The 15,351-nt window shown below is 63.6% G+C and carries 15 protein-coding genes; 4 read left to right on the forward strand and 11 right to left on the reverse strand.

Translation table 11 applies throughout. The features are described 5' to 3' along the window. Positions 1-48 precede the first annotated feature (48 nt). The gene (locus ACED67_RS08535; RefSeq protein WP_395541166.1) at positions 49-1,392 is read right to left on the reverse strand and encodes a trimethylamine monooxygenase; all 1,344 of its coding nucleotides are present in this window, start codon (positions 1,390-1,392) and stop codon (positions 49-51) included. Between the two features lie 174 nt (positions 1,393-1,566). Between ACED67_RS08535 and ACED67_RS08540 the strand changes: the two genes are divergently transcribed. Beyond that, a complete protein-coding gene (locus tag ACED67_RS08540) occupies positions 1,567-2,838 on the forward strand; it encodes an ABC transporter substrate-binding protein (protein ID WP_395541167.1) in 1,272 nt (423 codons plus the stop codon). On the opposite strand, the gene ACED67_RS08545 is transcribed toward ACED67_RS08540, so the two are convergent. Continuing rightward, complete coding sequence (locus ACED67_RS08545) at positions 2,822-3,541, reverse strand: FadR/GntR family transcriptional regulator (protein ID WP_395541168.1); 720 nt, start codon at positions 3,539-3,541, stop codon at positions 2,822-2,824. The two genes, ACED67_RS08540 and ACED67_RS08545, sit on opposite strands and share 17 nt — an antisense overlap. Positions 3,542-3,902: 361 nt before the next feature. Here ACED67_RS08545 and ACED67_RS08550 point away from each other — a divergent pair, with 361 nt between their 5' ends. After that, positions 3,903-4,691 carry a pyrroline-5-carboxylate reductase family protein gene (locus ACED67_RS08550; RefSeq protein WP_395541169.1) on the forward strand — a complete coding sequence of 263 codons (789 nt, stop codon included), beginning with the start codon at positions 3,903-3,905 and terminating at the stop codon, positions 4,689-4,691. Here the strand turns inward: ACED67_RS08550 and ACED67_RS08555 are convergent. From ACED67_RS08555 to ACED67_RS08595, 9 genes are all read right to left on the reverse strand, one after another. Beyond that, positions 4,688-4,981: a CcdB family protein gene (locus ACED67_RS08555; protein ID WP_395541170.1), complete on the reverse strand. Its 294-nt coding sequence runs from the start codon at positions 4,979-4,981 to the stop codon at positions 4,688-4,690. The two genes, ACED67_RS08550 and ACED67_RS08555, sit on opposite strands and share 4 nt — an antisense overlap. Beyond that, positions 4,981-5,202, reverse strand: coding sequence for a type II toxin-antitoxin system CcdA family antitoxin (locus ACED67_RS08560; RefSeq protein ID WP_395541171.1), 222 nt, complete (start codon positions 5,200-5,202; stop codon positions 4,981-4,983). The genes ACED67_RS08555 and ACED67_RS08560 overlap by 1 nt, the downstream gene beginning before the upstream one ends. 96 nt (positions 5,203-5,298) lie before the next feature. Next, positions 5,299-6,276, reverse strand: a complete 978-nt coding sequence (locus ACED67_RS08565) for a 2-dehydropantoate 2-reductase (protein ID WP_395541172.1) — start codon at positions 6,274-6,276, stop codon at positions 5,299-5,301. Between the two features lie 8 nt (positions 6,277-6,284). Beyond that, positions 6,285-7,811, reverse strand: coding sequence for an acyl--CoA ligase (locus ACED67_RS08570; protein WP_395541173.1), 1,527 nt, complete (start codon positions 7,809-7,811; stop codon positions 6,285-6,287). A gap of 24 nt (positions 7,812-7,835) precedes the next feature. Next, positions 7,836-8,588, reverse strand: coding sequence for an ABC transporter permease (locus tag ACED67_RS08575; RefSeq protein ID WP_395541174.1), 753 nt, complete (start codon positions 8,586-8,588; stop codon positions 7,836-7,838). A gap of 3 nt (positions 8,589-8,591) precedes the next feature. Then, positions 8,592-9,389 (reverse strand): ABC transporter ATP-binding protein, encoded by a 798-nt coding sequence (locus ACED67_RS08580; RefSeq protein ID WP_395541175.1) that lies wholly within the window; start codon positions 9,387-9,389, stop codon positions 8,592-8,594. Beyond that, positions 9,376-10,134 carry an ABC transporter permease gene (locus ACED67_RS08585; RefSeq protein WP_395541176.1) on the reverse strand — a complete coding sequence of 253 codons (759 nt, stop codon included), beginning with the start codon at positions 10,132-10,134 and terminating at the stop codon, positions 9,376-9,378. The genes ACED67_RS08580 and ACED67_RS08585 overlap by 14 nt, the downstream gene beginning before the upstream one ends. Before the next feature lie 68 nt (positions 10,135-10,202). Continuing rightward, entirely contained in the window at positions 10,203-11,165 is a 963-nt protein-coding gene (locus ACED67_RS08590) for an ABC transporter substrate-binding protein (RefSeq protein WP_395541177.1), read from the reverse strand. 84 nt (positions 11,166-11,249) lie between these two features. Further along, positions 11,250-11,936, reverse strand: coding sequence for a FadR/GntR family transcriptional regulator (locus ACED67_RS08595; protein ID WP_395541178.1), 687 nt, complete (start codon positions 11,934-11,936; stop codon positions 11,250-11,252). A 180-nt stretch (positions 11,937-12,116) separates the two neighbouring features. Here ACED67_RS08595 and ACED67_RS08600 point away from each other — a divergent pair, with 180 nt between their 5' ends. Together ACED67_RS08600 and ACED67_RS08605 are read left to right on the forward strand one after the other, a co-directional pair. Beyond that, a complete protein-coding gene (locus tag ACED67_RS08600) occupies positions 12,117-12,800 on the forward strand; it encodes a fumarylacetoacetate hydrolase family protein (protein ID WP_395541179.1) in 684 nt (227 codons plus the stop codon). A gap of 104 nt (positions 12,801-12,904) precedes the next feature. Beyond that, the gene (locus ACED67_RS08605; RefSeq protein WP_395541180.1) at positions 12,905-15,127 is read left to right on the forward strand and encodes an NADP-dependent isocitrate dehydrogenase; all 2,223 of its coding nucleotides are present in this window, start codon (positions 12,905-12,907) and stop codon (positions 15,125-15,127) included. Positions 15,128-15,351 lie beyond the last annotated feature (224 nt).

Below are 15,351 nucleotides of genomic sequence, written 5' to 3' on the forward strand. Positions count from 1 at the left end.
GGGGGCCATCGGCCCCCCAAAGGACCCCGTGACAAGGGGGGGAGGGTCTCAGTTCGCGAGATAGGCGGCCATGCTGTCGTCCAGCGCGTCTTTCCAGGGCGTGTGATGTGCGGGCGCCATAGTGCCGGTCATGACCGAGCGATAGCTGTGGTTGCGGAAGGCCATGATGTCCTTCGCCTTGTGCTTCTTCCATTCATAGAAGGCCTCGCAGGCGCCATCCACGTCGAAGCTGGGATAATCAGTTTCGGCGATCAGTTCCTTGACGTAGTCGCCCTGGTATTTGATCGCGTATTTGGTGTCGTCCGAAGCTTCTTCCCGCGCCTCGCGCTCGGCCACGTCGGCCATCAGCACCTGCTTGTCGGCAGGAACCTCAAGGCGGCCAAGGATCACGTCGCGCACCCACCAAGCCTGGGCATCAAACATATTGAAGGTGAACCACTGGTCCTGCATGCCCAAGTAGAACATCTTGGGGTTGTGGACGTAGACCACCCCCTTGTAGAGATCCGCAGTCGCCAGCCGGTTCTTCGTCTTCAGCCGCAGGTCATCGGGCAGGAAGGGGAAGAAATGCTTGTAGCCGGTGCACAGGATGATTGCGTCGATACGCTTTGACGTACCGTCCTTGAAGAAGGCCGTCTTGCCCTCGACCCGCACCAGCGCCTGCTTTTCTTCCCAGTTTGCCGGCCAGTTGAAGCCCATGGGCGCCGAACGGTAGCAAGAGGTGATGCTCTTCGCGCCGTATTTCCAGCACTGCGACCCGATATCCTCGGCCGAGTAGGACGAACCCACGACCAGCACGTCGAGACCTTCGAATTCACGCGCGTCGCGGAAGTCGTGGGCATGAACGATGCGCCCGTAGAACTGGTCGAAACCGGGATATTCCGGCACGTTCGGCGACGAGAAATGCCCCGAAGCCACGATCACATGGTCGAACCGTTCCTTGTAGGTGTGGTCCTTGGCCGCGTCATGCACGGTGACGGTGAAATCGCCCGCCTCGGAATCGTATTCGACCCAGCGCACCACCGAGTTGAACCGGATCCAACCGCGCACGCCTGCCTTCTCGACCCGGCCCTCGATGTAATCGACCATCACGGCGCGCGGCGGGTAGCTGGCGATCTGCTTGCCGAAATGCTCCTCAAAGGAATAGTCGGCGAACTCCAGTCCCTCTTTCGGACCATTGGTCCAGAGGTAGCGATACATCGAGCAATGTACCGGCTCGCCATTCTCGTCCACGCCCGTGCGCCAGGTGTAGTTCCACAGCCCGCCCCAGTTGGCCTGCTTTTCGAAACACACGACTTCGGGGATCTCGGCGCCCTTCTGGGCGGCCGACTGGAATGCCCGCAGTTGGGCAAGACCAGAGGGGCCAGCACCGATGATGGCCACGCGCTTCTTCATCACTTCACTCCCTGTTGTTCCGGCATGAACCTGTCTGTTCAACTGGTTCCTTCGGTATGGACCAAGTAAGCCAAACCATCTGCCCACTGGTCAACACAATTTCCTCTGCGGAATATGCGGAACGTGATTTTTTTTGGCGTCGCCTTGCCAGAATTATGAATTATAGATGAATTTATGCGCAGCCCCTCCTTCGCCCAGCAGCTTGCCGTATCGGGGTCTCTGCCCAGATTGGGGGCAAGGAACCGGTCAACCCTGCGAATCGGCTTCCTGACACCCCTGTCGGGCGATGAGGAATACTGGGGTCGGCCCGGTCTTAACGGTGCCCGCATCTGGGCCGACGGGCTGAACGAGCATGGCGGGTTGATGGTCGCTGGGCAGCGGCACCGGGTCGAGATCCTTGCCCATGACAGCGCCTCGGTCGATGTGCGCGAGGCGGCACGCGACCTTGTCGACCGGCAGCGGGTCAAGATGATCCTGACGCTGGGCGGCGACAGCTTTGCCCCTGCCCTGCCCTGGCTGATGGCGCGGCGCGTTCTGGTCGCGACGCTTCTGCCATCGGACCTCTCGCCCGACACGCCCTATATGATTGCCCCCGCCGAAGTGCATCCGCTGTTCAATGTCACGGGCGTCGACTGGCTGGCACGGACCCGGCCCGAGCTGCGCCGGGTCGCGTTGTGCAGCCAGACCGACAGCCTTGGCCTGCCCTCACTGGCCGTTTACCGGGCGGCCTTCGAGGCTGCGGGCCGCGGCGTCACGCGCGAGATCCGCTATGGTGCCGGCCACAGCGACCCAGCAGCGATCGTCGCGGCGATGCTGGCCGACGATCCGCAGATGCTGTGCTGGTGTTCCTCGGCCACCCCGATGATCCAGTCGCTGACGGAGGAGGCGTTCAAGCAGGGCTTTCGCGGCCAGATCCTGGCCTGCACGGCCGACGACTATCCGCGGATGATCGCCCGCACCTCGACCGAGTTCATGGAAGGCTACACCTTCCAGTTCCCCGATTTCGACGACCCTGCGCTGGCCGACACGGCCTTTTTCTTCAACCGCCCGAAAAGCTTCTACGACAGCTACAATACCCGGTTTCCCGGCGAATGGACAGCGGTTAGCTGGGAATATGCCTCGATCCTGGACCTGTGGCACAATGCGGTAGAGCGAGCAGAGACCACCGACCCGGTGACCGTCCTGGCCGCGATGAAGCGCGAGCAGCAGATGGAACATGCCTTCGGCCCTGCCCGGTGGTGGGGCACCGAAGTCTTTGGCATCGACAATGCGCTGGTCGGGGATTGGCCGGTGGTCACGATTCAGAGCGGCAAGGCACGCGTGGCAGGGTTCGGTTCGGTCCTGAACTGGCTGACGCGGCACGGGCCGCTGTTGCAGCGCCACATGGCCGATCTGGGCCAGATGTGGCATCAGCGCGTGGCGGCGCGGATCAATCTTCCTGCATAAGAAGCTTCTGGTCCTCGACCAGCGCAAGCTTCATGAACTCGGTGGCTTCCTCGATGTCGCGCGCGGCGATGGCATTGAACAGCGCATTATAGGCCCGCTGATAGGCGGCAATGCGGCTGGGCGTCAGATGCCGCCGATACATCGATGCCCGGAACGATTGGCGCCGCGCGTCGATCACCAGATTGTAGCAGGCGATCAGCAAGGGGTTGCCGGTTCCCGCGGCAATCTGGCGGTGGAACTCTTCTTCCAGCCGCACGAAAGCCGCGGCATCGGTCATCACACCTTCCATGCGCGACAGGGTTTCGCCCAGGGCCTCGATGGCACGAGGCGGCATCGAGATGATGGCAAGGCGCACCATCTCGGGCTCGATGATCCCGCGCACCACCTGCAACTGCAAAGGCCCCGTCTCGGACGCTACCGGGGCAAGAGAGACGCTTTTGCCATGCGGGTCATATGTCACGAAAGAACCAGACCCCGCCCGGCGGCGGATCAGGCCGCGCTCTTCCAGCCCCTCAAGCGCATCGCGCACGGTGTTGCGCGCGACACCCAGGTCCTGGGCAAGCTGGCGTTCAGAGGGCAGACGTTCGTCCAGCCCGTATTCCTGACTGACGATCCGGTTTGTCAGGGTGTCGATCACATATTGGACTGTAGAGCCAACCGCAGCCGGGGAATCCAGCGTCGGAAGGCTTCGGGCAGGCGGCATCGACACGACTTTCACTCCGGCCCGTTTCTGAACGGCGCGAAGATAAACTGTATCGCCTCCCGGACGCCAGCCCCGGACTGCTCCCAGATTTCACGGCCGATCCGGCTGCTCTGGCGTGCCGGGGTGGCGCATGCGGGCGGCGGGAAAGCTCGGCGCGGGTTGGATCAGACGGTACGACTTCCTGCGCTGCGCGATGGGTCTGCGAGATCGAAGCAGCACATCGCAGCGCAACGGACCGGGCACCAGCGACCGCATTCAAACCCGGCGTGGTGAAGCATTCCAGCAAACAGTTTTCGCGGCCCAGGCCGCGTGCCATGCTGCGCAGGGCTTCAAACCTCTGGGCAGCAAAAGGCACGGATACATGGGCAGGATCGGGATCGTCGGCGCGACGGGCTGGCTGGGTCAGGCGCTGGGGCTGAACCTGCTGCGACGGGGCGTTCTGCCCGCAAGCGATTTGGTGCTTCTGCGCCGGTCGGGCGAGGGCACCGCCTATTCGGCCTTTCCCGGTGTTGTCTGGGCAAGCGATGCATCAGAACTTTGTGGCCTTTGCGACACTCTGGTGCTTTCGGTCCGCCCGAATGACTTTCCAATACCCGGCCTGACACCGCGCAACCATCTGCTGATCTCTTTCATGGCCGCCTGGTCGCTGGACGCGTTGCAGGATCTTGCGCCCGACGCGCGCGTGGTGCGGGCCATGCCGAACAGCGGCGCCCCGACCGGGATGTCCTATACCCCTTGGGTCGCCGGCATGAGGGTTACGGCGAATGATCGGGCACTCACAGCCCGGCTGCTGGGTGCCATGGGCCAGGAAGAGGCGCTGGAAAGCGAGGACCAGCTTCACTATCTTTCGGCCCTGTCCGGTTCGGGTGCTGCCTACCCGGCATTGATGGCGCGCGCGATGCTGGCAGATGCCATCGCCTTTGGTCTGTCGCCAGAGATTGCCCGCAGGGCCGTCGAGTCGGTGATCTGCGGGTCCGGCGAAATTCTGCGCGAAAACCTTGCGAGCCTGGACGATCTACTCGCAACCTACATGTCCTACAAGGGCATCACGGCTGCGGGTCTTTCGGCGGCGCAGGAGGCAGGTTTCGAAACGGCAGTGCATGCCGCCCTGGCGGCCGCCTTTGCCAAGGCCCGGACGATGCGGCCCTAAAGCCCGTCGATCAGGATATCGAGCGCGCGTTTCAGCGCATCGCGGGATTGCGCGAGCGACCCGATTGCCCGGCCCAGCTCGGCCGCGGGAACGGCGGCCATTTCCTGAACCCGGACGATCCACAGGCCGCCCGCAAATTCGACTTGCGGGGTCAAGCCTGGAAAGGCCGCATAGCGCCCGGCTTCGCGCAGCGGCGCGACCACGCGTGAAGCCTCGATCCCGATCAGATCGGTCTGAAGATCCACGACAAGCTGGCCGCCCTTCAGGCGGAAGACGTCAAACTGGGCCATCAAAAGCTGCGGAAGCGCGCCAGGGCCAGGCCTTCTTCGGCGACTTCGCTGGCATAGGCCTCCAGCGCGGCCCGGTTTTCCTCGCGCCAACGGCGGTTCCGCTCAACCTTGGTTGCCGCGAGAATTGCCGTCTCGGCCAGCCGCGACATGTTCAGCCCCAAAGAGCGCGCCGTCTCGGCGACTTCGGCGTCCAATGTCAGGTTCACCTTGATCCGGCCCATGATGTATACTCCTGTCTCGAGAGTATAAATCACATCTCGGCTCGCCAGGCGAGTCCCGATGGGAACCGACGCGGTAGAAGCCAAGCAGGGCCGAGGTCAATACAGGCCGGCGACGCGCGCCCGAAGGGTGACAAGCGCAAGCACGGCATCAAGGGTGGGTGTGGGCGTGCCCGTCACCCGGCCAAGTTCCTGAACGGCCCGCACCAGCGCGTCAATCTCCATCGGGCGGCCCGCCTCAAGGTCCTGCAGCATCGAGGTCCGATGCGCCCCCACCGCCGCTCCGCCATCGATGCGGCGTTCGACGTCGATGGGGAAAACGACACCCAGCTTTTCCGCGAGCGTCTGGGCCTCAAGCATCATGTTGCGGGCGACGGCCCGCGTGCCGGGATCGGTGCACAACACGTCAAGCGTGGCATGGGTCAGGGCCGAGATCGGGTTGAATGACAGATTGCCCCATAGCTTGACCCAGATTTCGTCGCGCAGCTTGGGCCGCACCGGAGCCTTGAGGCCCGCCGCCTGCAGCGCCTGCGACAGCGCGACCGCCCGGTCGGATTTGGATCCGTCGGGTTCGCCCAGGGAAAAGCGGTTACCTTCGACCAGGCGGATCACGCCGGGGCTGGAAACCTCGGCCGCGGGATAGACGACGCAGCCCAGCACCCGATCGGGGCCGAAGCCGTTCCATTGCACATCGCCTGGATCGACCGATTGCAGCCGGGTGCCTTCCCATGGACCCCCGATCTTGTGGAAATACCACCATGGCACGCCGTTGACGCCACTGACGATCGTGGTGCGTGGCCCGATCAACGGCTGCATCGCGCCCACCACAGCTGGCACGGAATGGGCCTTGAGCGTGACGACCACATAATCCTGCGGCCCGAGTTCGGCAGGGTCCGCCGTCGCCCGGAGCTGCACTACAAGAGGCTCTGCCCCCTCTTCCATCAGGGTCAGACCCTGCGCCTGTATCGCCTGAAGATGCGGGCCGCGCGCGACGACCGAGACATCTGCGCCAGCCTGCGCCAGCCGCACCGCCAGATAGCCGCCAATCGCGCCTGCGCCGAAGATACAGATCCGCATGTGCTGCCCTATCCCGGTTCGCCCAGACCCAGTTTCTGCGCAAGGCCGATGCGCTGCAACTTGCCCGTCGCGCCCTTGGGGATCTCTTCCAGAATCACCACCCGGCGCGGAACCTTGAAATCAGCCATGCGGGAGGTGCAGAAGTCGCGAATCTCCCGCTCGGTGGCGGACTGCCCCTCGCGCAGAACAACAGCCGCCGCGACCTCTTCGCCCAGTTTCGGATGTGGCATGGCAAAGGCAACAACCTGCTGCACTGCCGGATGGTCAAGCAGCACGCCGTCCACCTCGAGCGGCGAGATCTTCTCGCCGCCGCGGTTGATGATCTCTTTCAGCCGCCCGGTCAGGCGCAGGTAGCCTTCGGCATCCAGCGCGCCCTGATCGCCGGTGCGGAACCAGCGCAGACCGTCCTCCATGAAGAAGTTCTTGGCATTGGCCTCGGGATTGCCCTCATAACCAGGCGTCACATTCGGACCCGAAATCACCACTTCGCCCGTGCCGTCGATCAGGCGGTTCTCCACCTCATGCGCGATGCGCAGAAGCGGCCCCGCCGCCACACCGACGGAACCGGGCCTTTGCGCGCCCGAGGCCAGCGGATTGCAGGCCATCTGATGCGCCGCTTCGGTCATGCCATAGGCCTCGATGACGGGGGCAACGAAGGTCTCCTGCAATTCCAGCATCACCTGCGCGGGAAGCGATGCCGATGACGAGCGCAGGAAGCGCAGGGGATTGGCCCTGATGGTGTCGCGGTTGCGGGCGGCGCGGGCAAGGATTGCCTGATGCATGGTGGGTACGGCCGTATACCAGCTTGGCCGCGCCTCCTGCATCCAGCCAAAAAACTTCAGCGCATCGAAACCCGGGGCGCAGAAGACCGATGCCCCTGCGGAAAGCGAAGCGGAAACCGCTGCGATCAAGCCGTGGATATGGAAAAGAGGCATGACATTCAGGCAGCGATCCTGCGGCGAAAGCGCCAGCGACTCCGCCACATTGCGCGCAGACGCCGCAAGGTTCGATTGCAAGAGGGGCACGATCTTCGGGCGCGAGGTCGTGCCCGAAGTATGCAGTATCAGCGCCGTATGCTCTGGCCCTGGCGTCTCGGCCGGGGCGGGGGCCATTGCCGGCCCGGTCAGCGAGAACGTGCCAGCCGGGCCGCTACCGCCATGCAACCGCAGGACCGTGATGCCAAGAGGCGCGGCAGCCTCAAGCGCCGCGCCCTCATAGCCTTCGGGCACGACGATGGCGCGGGCCTTGAGATCCTCGAGATAAAAGCGGAACTCTTCCAGCCGATAGCTCGGGTTCAGCGGCGCCGTTACCGCCGCCTGGGCGATGGTCACGAAGGCCGCTGCCATTTCCGGCCCGTTCGGCAAGACGATTGCCACCCTGTCGCCCGCGCCGACGCCAAAGCACCGCAACTGGACCCAAACGCTGTCGGCCAGCGCCCGCAGCGCGCCGTAATCCATCCACTCGCGCCCCGGTGCCCCGATAGCGGGCGCCCGATCTGGCCAATCCGCCAGAAGCGCGGCAAGAGTCTGGGTCATGTCTTTTCTCCGTCTCGGGCCAGCCTAGCGCGAGGCGGCATAGTAGGAAATCTTGCGTTCCATCCAGGCAAGCACTTCGGACAGGGCGAAGGCCAGTCCAAACAGGACCAGCAGCACAGCCCAGAATTCCGCCATAAGGAATTTCGAGGAGTAAAGCTCGAACAACGCGCCAAAGCCAACGATGGAAATCAGAAGCTGGCCGATGATCACGCCCTTCACCGCCCGGACCACCCCGATCCGCACCCCGCCCAGGATCTCGGGCAGGGCCGCCCAGAAATAGACCTTGGAGAAGGCATCCCAGGACGAGGCGCCAAAGCTGCGTGCCATTTCGACCAGCGACCGATTGATCTGCATCACCCCGGCGCGGGCGTTCAGGATGATGATCCAGATCGCGAAAAGCGAGGTCGTTATGATCACCGTCTTGGTGCCGAAGCCGAAGAGAACCATCAGGACGGGCACCAGCGCGGTGAGGGGCGCCGAAAGGAAGATGTTGACCCAGGGCAGCAGCAGCTCGTCCAGGATGCGGCTCTTGCCCATAAGGATGCCCACGGGAACCCCGATCACAACCGCGAAGAACACGCCGGCGCAGAAAGCATAGCCCGTTGTCCACAGCGCGTTGAGAAAGGCTTTTGTCGGCAGAAGGCCAATCAGGGTGACGACCACTTCCGAGAAGGGTGGAATGAAGAAGGTCAACTCCAGCTGACCCACGATCTCCCACAGCAGCGCCCAGAGGATCAGCGAAGACAGCGCGGGCAAGCGATAGCCGAAGAGGGTCATGGCCTACTCCACGTAGCTGCGCAGCGAGGCCCAGATCCGGTCGACGATATCCAGATATTCCGGGTCACGGCGGATGTTCTCGATCCCCTTGTCCCGAAAACTTGACGGGCGGATGACCTCGGACACCCGGCTGGGGCGCGGCAGCAGAATGGCGATCTGGTCCGAGACATAGACCGCCTCTTCGATGGAATGGGTCACGAAGATGAAGGTCTTCTTCTCGTTCGCGACAAGTTGCAGCAGATCCTCCTGGAACTTGCGTCGGGTCTGTTCGTCCACCGCCGAGAAAGGCTCGTCCAGCAGCAGGACGGGCGCATCGACCGACAGGGCGCGCGCAAGACCCACGCGCTGACGCATCCCGCCCGAGAGTTGGTGCGGGAATTTCTTCTCGAACCCCGCAAGGCCGACTTCGCGAATGTATTTCTCGGCAACCGCCTCGCGCTGCGATTTCGGCACGCCGCGCAATTCCAGACCGAAGGCCACGTTGCGGATCACGCTGGCCCAGGGCATCAGCGCGAAATCCTGGAAGACGAAGGCGCGGTCCGGGCCGGGGCCGGTGACGGCGCGGTTATTCACCTCGATCTCGCCCGAACTCGCCGGGATCAACCCCGCGATGATCTTGAGAAGCGTGGTCTTGCCGCAGCCCGAGGGGCCCAGCAGCGAGGTCAGCTCGCCGCGCGGAAAGTCCAGCGACAGGTCCTTGAGCGCCTGCACATCGCCATACTTCTTCGAGACGTTGCGGACGGAGACGGCGATCTCGCCGGACGGAACGGGGTGGGGCGCAGCCGGCTTAATCTGAGACATATCCACGGTTGTTCCCTTCGAACAGAATATTTTCCAGTTTCTCCAGCAGGTTGAGGAACACGACCGCCAGAAGGATGATCGAGAAGATCGCGGCATACATGCTGGGATAATCGGCGATGGACCGGCTGTAGGTGATGATGTCGCCCACGCCGGTCGGGGTGATCTTCAGTTCCGACAGGATCGCGCCGATGAAACCTGCCGAGACGCCCAGCCGCAGACCCGAGAAGATCATCGGCGAGGCGGCGGGCAAGATCACCTTGATCAGCACGTCCCGGTCGCGCGCCATGAACGACCGCGCCATCTCGCGCAGGGAGGCGGGGGTGTTGCGCACGGCAGCGGCGGTGTTCAACACAATGACCGGCATGGCCATGATACAGACGACGAAGACCTTGGACGTGATCCCGATGCCATAGACCATCACAAGAATCGGGATCAGCGCCGCAAGCGGCGCCGCCTGCATCACGATGAAGATGGGCGAGAAGGCCCATTCCGACCGCAGGCTGAGGCCCGTCCAAAGACCGAACCCAATGCCGACCACGGCCGAGATCGACAGGCCCAGCACGAGAGGTTTCAGGGTTTCGGCATAGGCTATGAAGATCGTGCCATCGAAGGTCATCCGCGCCAGGGCGGCCATGGAATCCAGGAACGTCGGGAAAGCGTAGCTTACGGGGACACGCCCCGCGATCTCCCAGGTGCCGAAGACGATCAGCGCCGACAGAAGTTTCAGGATAAGCGAGCGGTGCATTGCAGGTCCTTGGCCAGAAGGTCAGGGATCGGGCCGCCAGCGGCAGGGATGCCGGCGGCCCGCAAGGGTCACTTCATCGCGGCATCAAGCGGCGCGAAGTACCAAAAATCGTCCGGGTTCAGCGTCGCCGGGTCGCCGTCAAGCTGCCCCGCCAGCGCATACCATTCCAGATCCGCCTTGGCCGCCTCGCGCCCGCCACCATTCGGATCGTAGAGACCCCCGGCCACCGCTTCGGTGTAGAACCCGTCCAGTTCCGCAAGAACCTCGGGCGGAAGCTGGCCGATCGGTCCGTCAGGATTGGTTTCTTTGCTGATGATGGTCGGGTCCTTGGCCATGTCCGTCCAGGTCGAATGCAGAGCCTTGACCAGCGTGTTCACGGCCTCTTCATTCTCCTTGATCCAGTCGAGATTGGCGAAAAGCGCCTCGTCGCTGGCCTTGACCTCGAACATGGGCAGGATGTTGAAGCGATCCGGCGCCTCGGCGACGATCTTGTTGGCATTCGACAGGTCGAGGATCGTGGCAACCCCCTGCCCTGCCAACATTGCCGCCACGCGGTTGCCCGAGCCCGGCACATACGAGCGCTCGCCGAACTTGATGCCCTCGCGGTCCTCGATGACATTTGCGATGGAATCGGTGCCGCCGCCGCGCGAATGCAGCATGATCGGCACACCGTCGAGCTGTTTCAGCTCGGTATATTCCTTGGTGGCAACCGGAAAGAACACCAGTTTCGAGACCTGGAAAATGATCCGCACCGGCGCTTTCGAGCGTTGCATCGCGGCGTAGGGCGTGCCGAAGGCGATATCCATATCCCCGCTCAGCACCGCCTGGATGGCCAGTTCCTCTTCGGCAAATGCCGTCCATTCGTAGTCAAGTCCCGCCGCCTTGGCGCGGTCCAGCGCCACGAAGAAGGCGGCCATTTCGTCCGAAGGCGGCTCGGCCAGCGCGATGCGGATGGTTTCGGCCTGCGCCGCACCGATCAGAAGCCCCGTTGCCAGGGCAGCCCCGGCCAGTCTTGCAAGGAATGTCGTCATGGTTCTCCTCCCTGAGAATCCGTTTCTTGTCTTCCTTTTCCGGTCGGGCCTCCTCTCCCGACCCGAGGCATTTCCCGCGCCGTGTCAGACCTCGCTGAAAAGACGGCGCGCGACCGAGCCAAGATGACGCCGCATCGCCTCGTAGGCGGCGCCCGCGTCGCGGCTGGAAATCGCTGCGGCGATGGCATCGTGTTCGGCAAAACTGGAATGATCTGGAGAGGGCCGCGGACTCTCGCGGGTCACGCTGCCCCAGGCGACGGCGCGACGCACCTCGTTCAACTGGTTGAACAGCGCCAGAAGCAGCAGATTGTCGCTGGCCTCGGCCACGGCCCGGTGAAAAAGGTCGTCCTGAACTTCGTATTCCGCCCAGGACTCGGCCGCCTTGGCCCGCGCAATGGCCACCTGCATCTTCTGCAAGGTCTCGCCGGAGGCGTTCACCGCCGCCTCGCGCGCAATCGCCGGTTCGATCGCCAGGCGTGCGCGCATCATGCGGAACGGCGTCAACTGGCGGCCCAGTTCCACGGCCGCAAGACTGGGCGCCTGCGCAGGCGCCCCATCGGTCAGGAACGTGCCCTTACCGACATGTCGCCAGATCAGGCCTTCGCGTTCCAGCGCGTCCAAGGCGCGCCGCAGCGTGGCGCGCGACAGACCCAAGGCCTCACTCATCTGCCGCTCGGCTGGCAGGCGACTGCCCTTCACATGGCCGCCCTCAGCAATGAAAACCCGCAGCTTTTCCACTGGATCCTGGGCCTCGGCACCCGCGTCGCGCATCAACCATGTCTCCACAATTGGTCAACCAATATGGCTTCAGAATCGAGGCTATCGGGCTTTATTGGCGCGATCAATCATTAATTGGTATGCCAAAGACGGGAATCTGACATTTAATCGGGATTGATTTGGTAAATTGGTCGCGCTACCGTCCGACGGCATCCCTATCGTCCAGAGGCAGATATGACCGATTTCGTAATCCCCGCGCCGCCCACCCCGTCGATCCCGGTCGCTGGCGGCGGCGCGTTCCCCGTGCGCCGCGTCTATTGCATCGGCCGCAACTATGCTGCCCACGCGGTCGAGATGGGTCATGACCCGGACCGCGAACCGCCCTTCTTCTTCCAGAAGAACCCCGACAACCTCTATGCGAGCGACACGTTTCCCTATCCGGCGCATACCTCGGATGTGCATCACGAGGTCGAGCTTCTGGTCGCGCTCAAATCCGGCGGGACGAACATCCCGGTCGACAAGGCGCTTGATCATGTCTGGGGCTATGGCGTGGCGCTGGACATGACGCGCCGCGACCTGCAGGGCGAAGCGAAGAAGCTCGGCCGCCCCTGGGAAATCGGCAAGGCGTTCGAGCTGTCGGGTCCGGTCGGCCCGGTGCATCCCGTGGCCAAGATCGGCCATCCCGATGCGGGCCGGGTCGAGCTGAAAGTGAACGGCGACGTGCGCCAGGAAGGCGACATGAACCAGATGATCTGGAAGGTGCCGGAAATGATCTCCTACCTGTCGGAATATTTCGAACTGCAGGCGGGCGACGTTATCCTGTCGGGCACGCCTTCGGGCGTGGGCGCCGTGCAGCGCGGCGATACGATGGAAGCATCGATCGACGGGCTTGGAACCCTCTTGGTCAAGGTGGTCTGACGCTTTAATGCAGGCTAAAGGGGGGTTGCGACGCTATCGCTCGGTGCGTCGCGGCCCCTTGTTGTGCAAATAAGCGCCAGAAACCGGGAAAAGGCAGATAAGACATGACCGATCAAGCGACCCCAGACATCATCGTGACCAAGGTCGACGAGGCACCGCAATTGGCCTCGGCCTCGCTTCTGCCGATCATCACCGCTTTCGCCAAGCCAGCCGGCGTGTCCATCGGCACCCGCGACATTTCGCTCGCAGGGCGCATCATCGCTGCCTTCCCAGAGAAGCTGACCCCCGCGCAGCGCCAGGAAGACGACCTTGAAATGCTGGGCAAGCTCGTCACCACGCCCGACGCGAACGTGATCAAGCTGCCGAACATCTCGGCCTCGGTGCCGCAGCTTGTGGCCGCGATCAAGGAATTGCAGAGCCAGGGATATAACCTTCCCGATTACCCCGAAGACCCGCAATCCGATGCGGAAAAGGAAGCCCGGAAACGCTATGACGGCATCAAGGGTTCGGCCGTGAACCCGGTGCTGCGCGAGGGCAACTCGGACCGTCGCGCCGCCGTGGCGGTGAAGAACTACGCCAAGGCCAACCCGCATTCGATGGGCGCCTGGGCCAAGGACAGCAAGACCCGCGTCGCGACCATGGGAAGCGGCGATTTCCGCTCGAACGAGAAATCGGTGACGCTGACGGCGGCGCAGGCCGGGGCGGCAAAGATCGAGCTGACGGCCAAGGAAGGCACGGCCACGGTGCTGAAATCGGGCGTGAACTATCCGGCAGGCGCGGTTGTGGATGCGACCTTCATGTCGGCCAAGGCGTTGAAAGCATTTCTGGAGAAGGAAATCGCCGCGGCCAAGACAGAGGGGGTCCTGTTCTCGCTGCACCTCAAGGCGACGATGATGAAGGTCTCGGACCCGATCATCTTTGGCCATGCCGTGAAGGCCTTTCTTGCGCCGATCTTCGACAAGCACGGCGCGGCGCTGGCCGCGGCAGGCGTGAACCCCAATTCGGGCCTTGGCACGCTGCTGGAACAGGTCGCCGCCCTGCCCAACCATGCCGAGATCGAAGCGGATATCGCCAAGGTCATGGCGGATCGCCCGGCGATGTATATGGTCAATTCCGACAAGGGCATCACCAACCTGCATGTGCCCTCGGACGTGATCGTCGATGCCTCGATGCCCGCCCTGATCCGCGCCGGCGGCAAGGGCTGGGGGCCGGATGGCAAGGCCGCCGACACGAATTGCGTGATCCCCGACAGCTCTTACGCGCCGGTCTATGACGAGACGGTGCGCTATTTCAAGGAAACCGGCGCGCTGGATCCGCGCACGTCCGGGACGGTGCAGAATATCGGCCTGATGGCGCAGAAAGCCGAAGAATACGGCAGCCACCCGACCACGTTCGAGATCCCCGCCGATGGTACGGTGCGGCTGATCGCCGCCAATGGCGATGTTCTGCATGAGCATGTTGTCGAAAAGGGTGACATCTGGCGCGCGGCGTCGGCCCGCAAGGCACCGATCGAGGATTGGGTCAAGCTTGCGATCGACCGCCAGAAGGCCGAAGGTTGCCAGGCCATCTTCTGGCTCGATGCAGACCGCCCGCATGACGCCCAGCTGATCGCCTATGTGAAGCCCCTGCTGGCCGCCGCCGGGGTGGCCGACAAGTTCCAGATCCTATCGCCCGCCAAAGCCACCCGCCTGACGCTTGAGACGATCCGCCAGGGCGAGAATTCGATCGCCATCACCGGCAACGTGCTGCGCGATTATCTGACCGACCTGTTCCCGATCCTGGAGCTGGGCACCTCGGCCAAGATGCTGTCCATCGTCAAGCTGATGAATGGCGGCGGGCTGTTCGAGACAGGCGCTGGCGGTTCGGCACCGAAGCATGTGCAGCAGCTGGTCGAAGAAAACCACCTGCGCTGGGATTCTCTCGGCGAATTCTGCGCGCTGGGGGAAAGCCTGAAGTTCCTGGCCGATGCCAAGGGCAACGCAAAGGCGCGGGTCCTGGGCAAGGCCGTGGACGTGGCAACGCAGGGCGTTCTTGACCATGACAAGTCGCCGCGCGGCAAGGCCGGGCAGACCGACAACCGTGACAGCCACTATTACTTTGCGCTGTATTGGGCGCAGGCCCTGGCGGCGCAGACCGAAGACGCGGCCCTCGCCGCCCATTTTGCGCCGATCGCGAAAGCCCTGGCCGAGAATGAGGCGAAGATAACCTCGGAGCTGGCCGCGACGCAGGGCAGCCCGGCCGATCTGGGCGGCTACTATCACACCGATGCGGCCAAGACCGCAGCCGTCATGCGCCCTTCGGCAACGCTGGTCAGCATCATCGGCTGATGTGACTTTCGTGGAAGCCCGGGCTCCGGGCTTCCACAATTGCAGAGATGGGCAAGGCCGACGCGAGACGTCACGCATGAGGGTGCAGCGTGCCGATGGGCGCGCATGACGTCCTGACAAGCGAGGGCGGCCAGCCCCTTCTACTGCTATCGCTTGGTGCTGCGGTTGGCATCACCTGTCGCAGCCGGGCGAGAAACAGAGCGCGGGGCTTGGCGTCGCGGCCA

The organism is Neotabrizicola paludis, assembly GCF_044142105.1.
Lineage (GTDB): Bacteria > Pseudomonadota > Alphaproteobacteria > Rhodobacterales > Rhodobacteraceae > Pseudogemmobacter.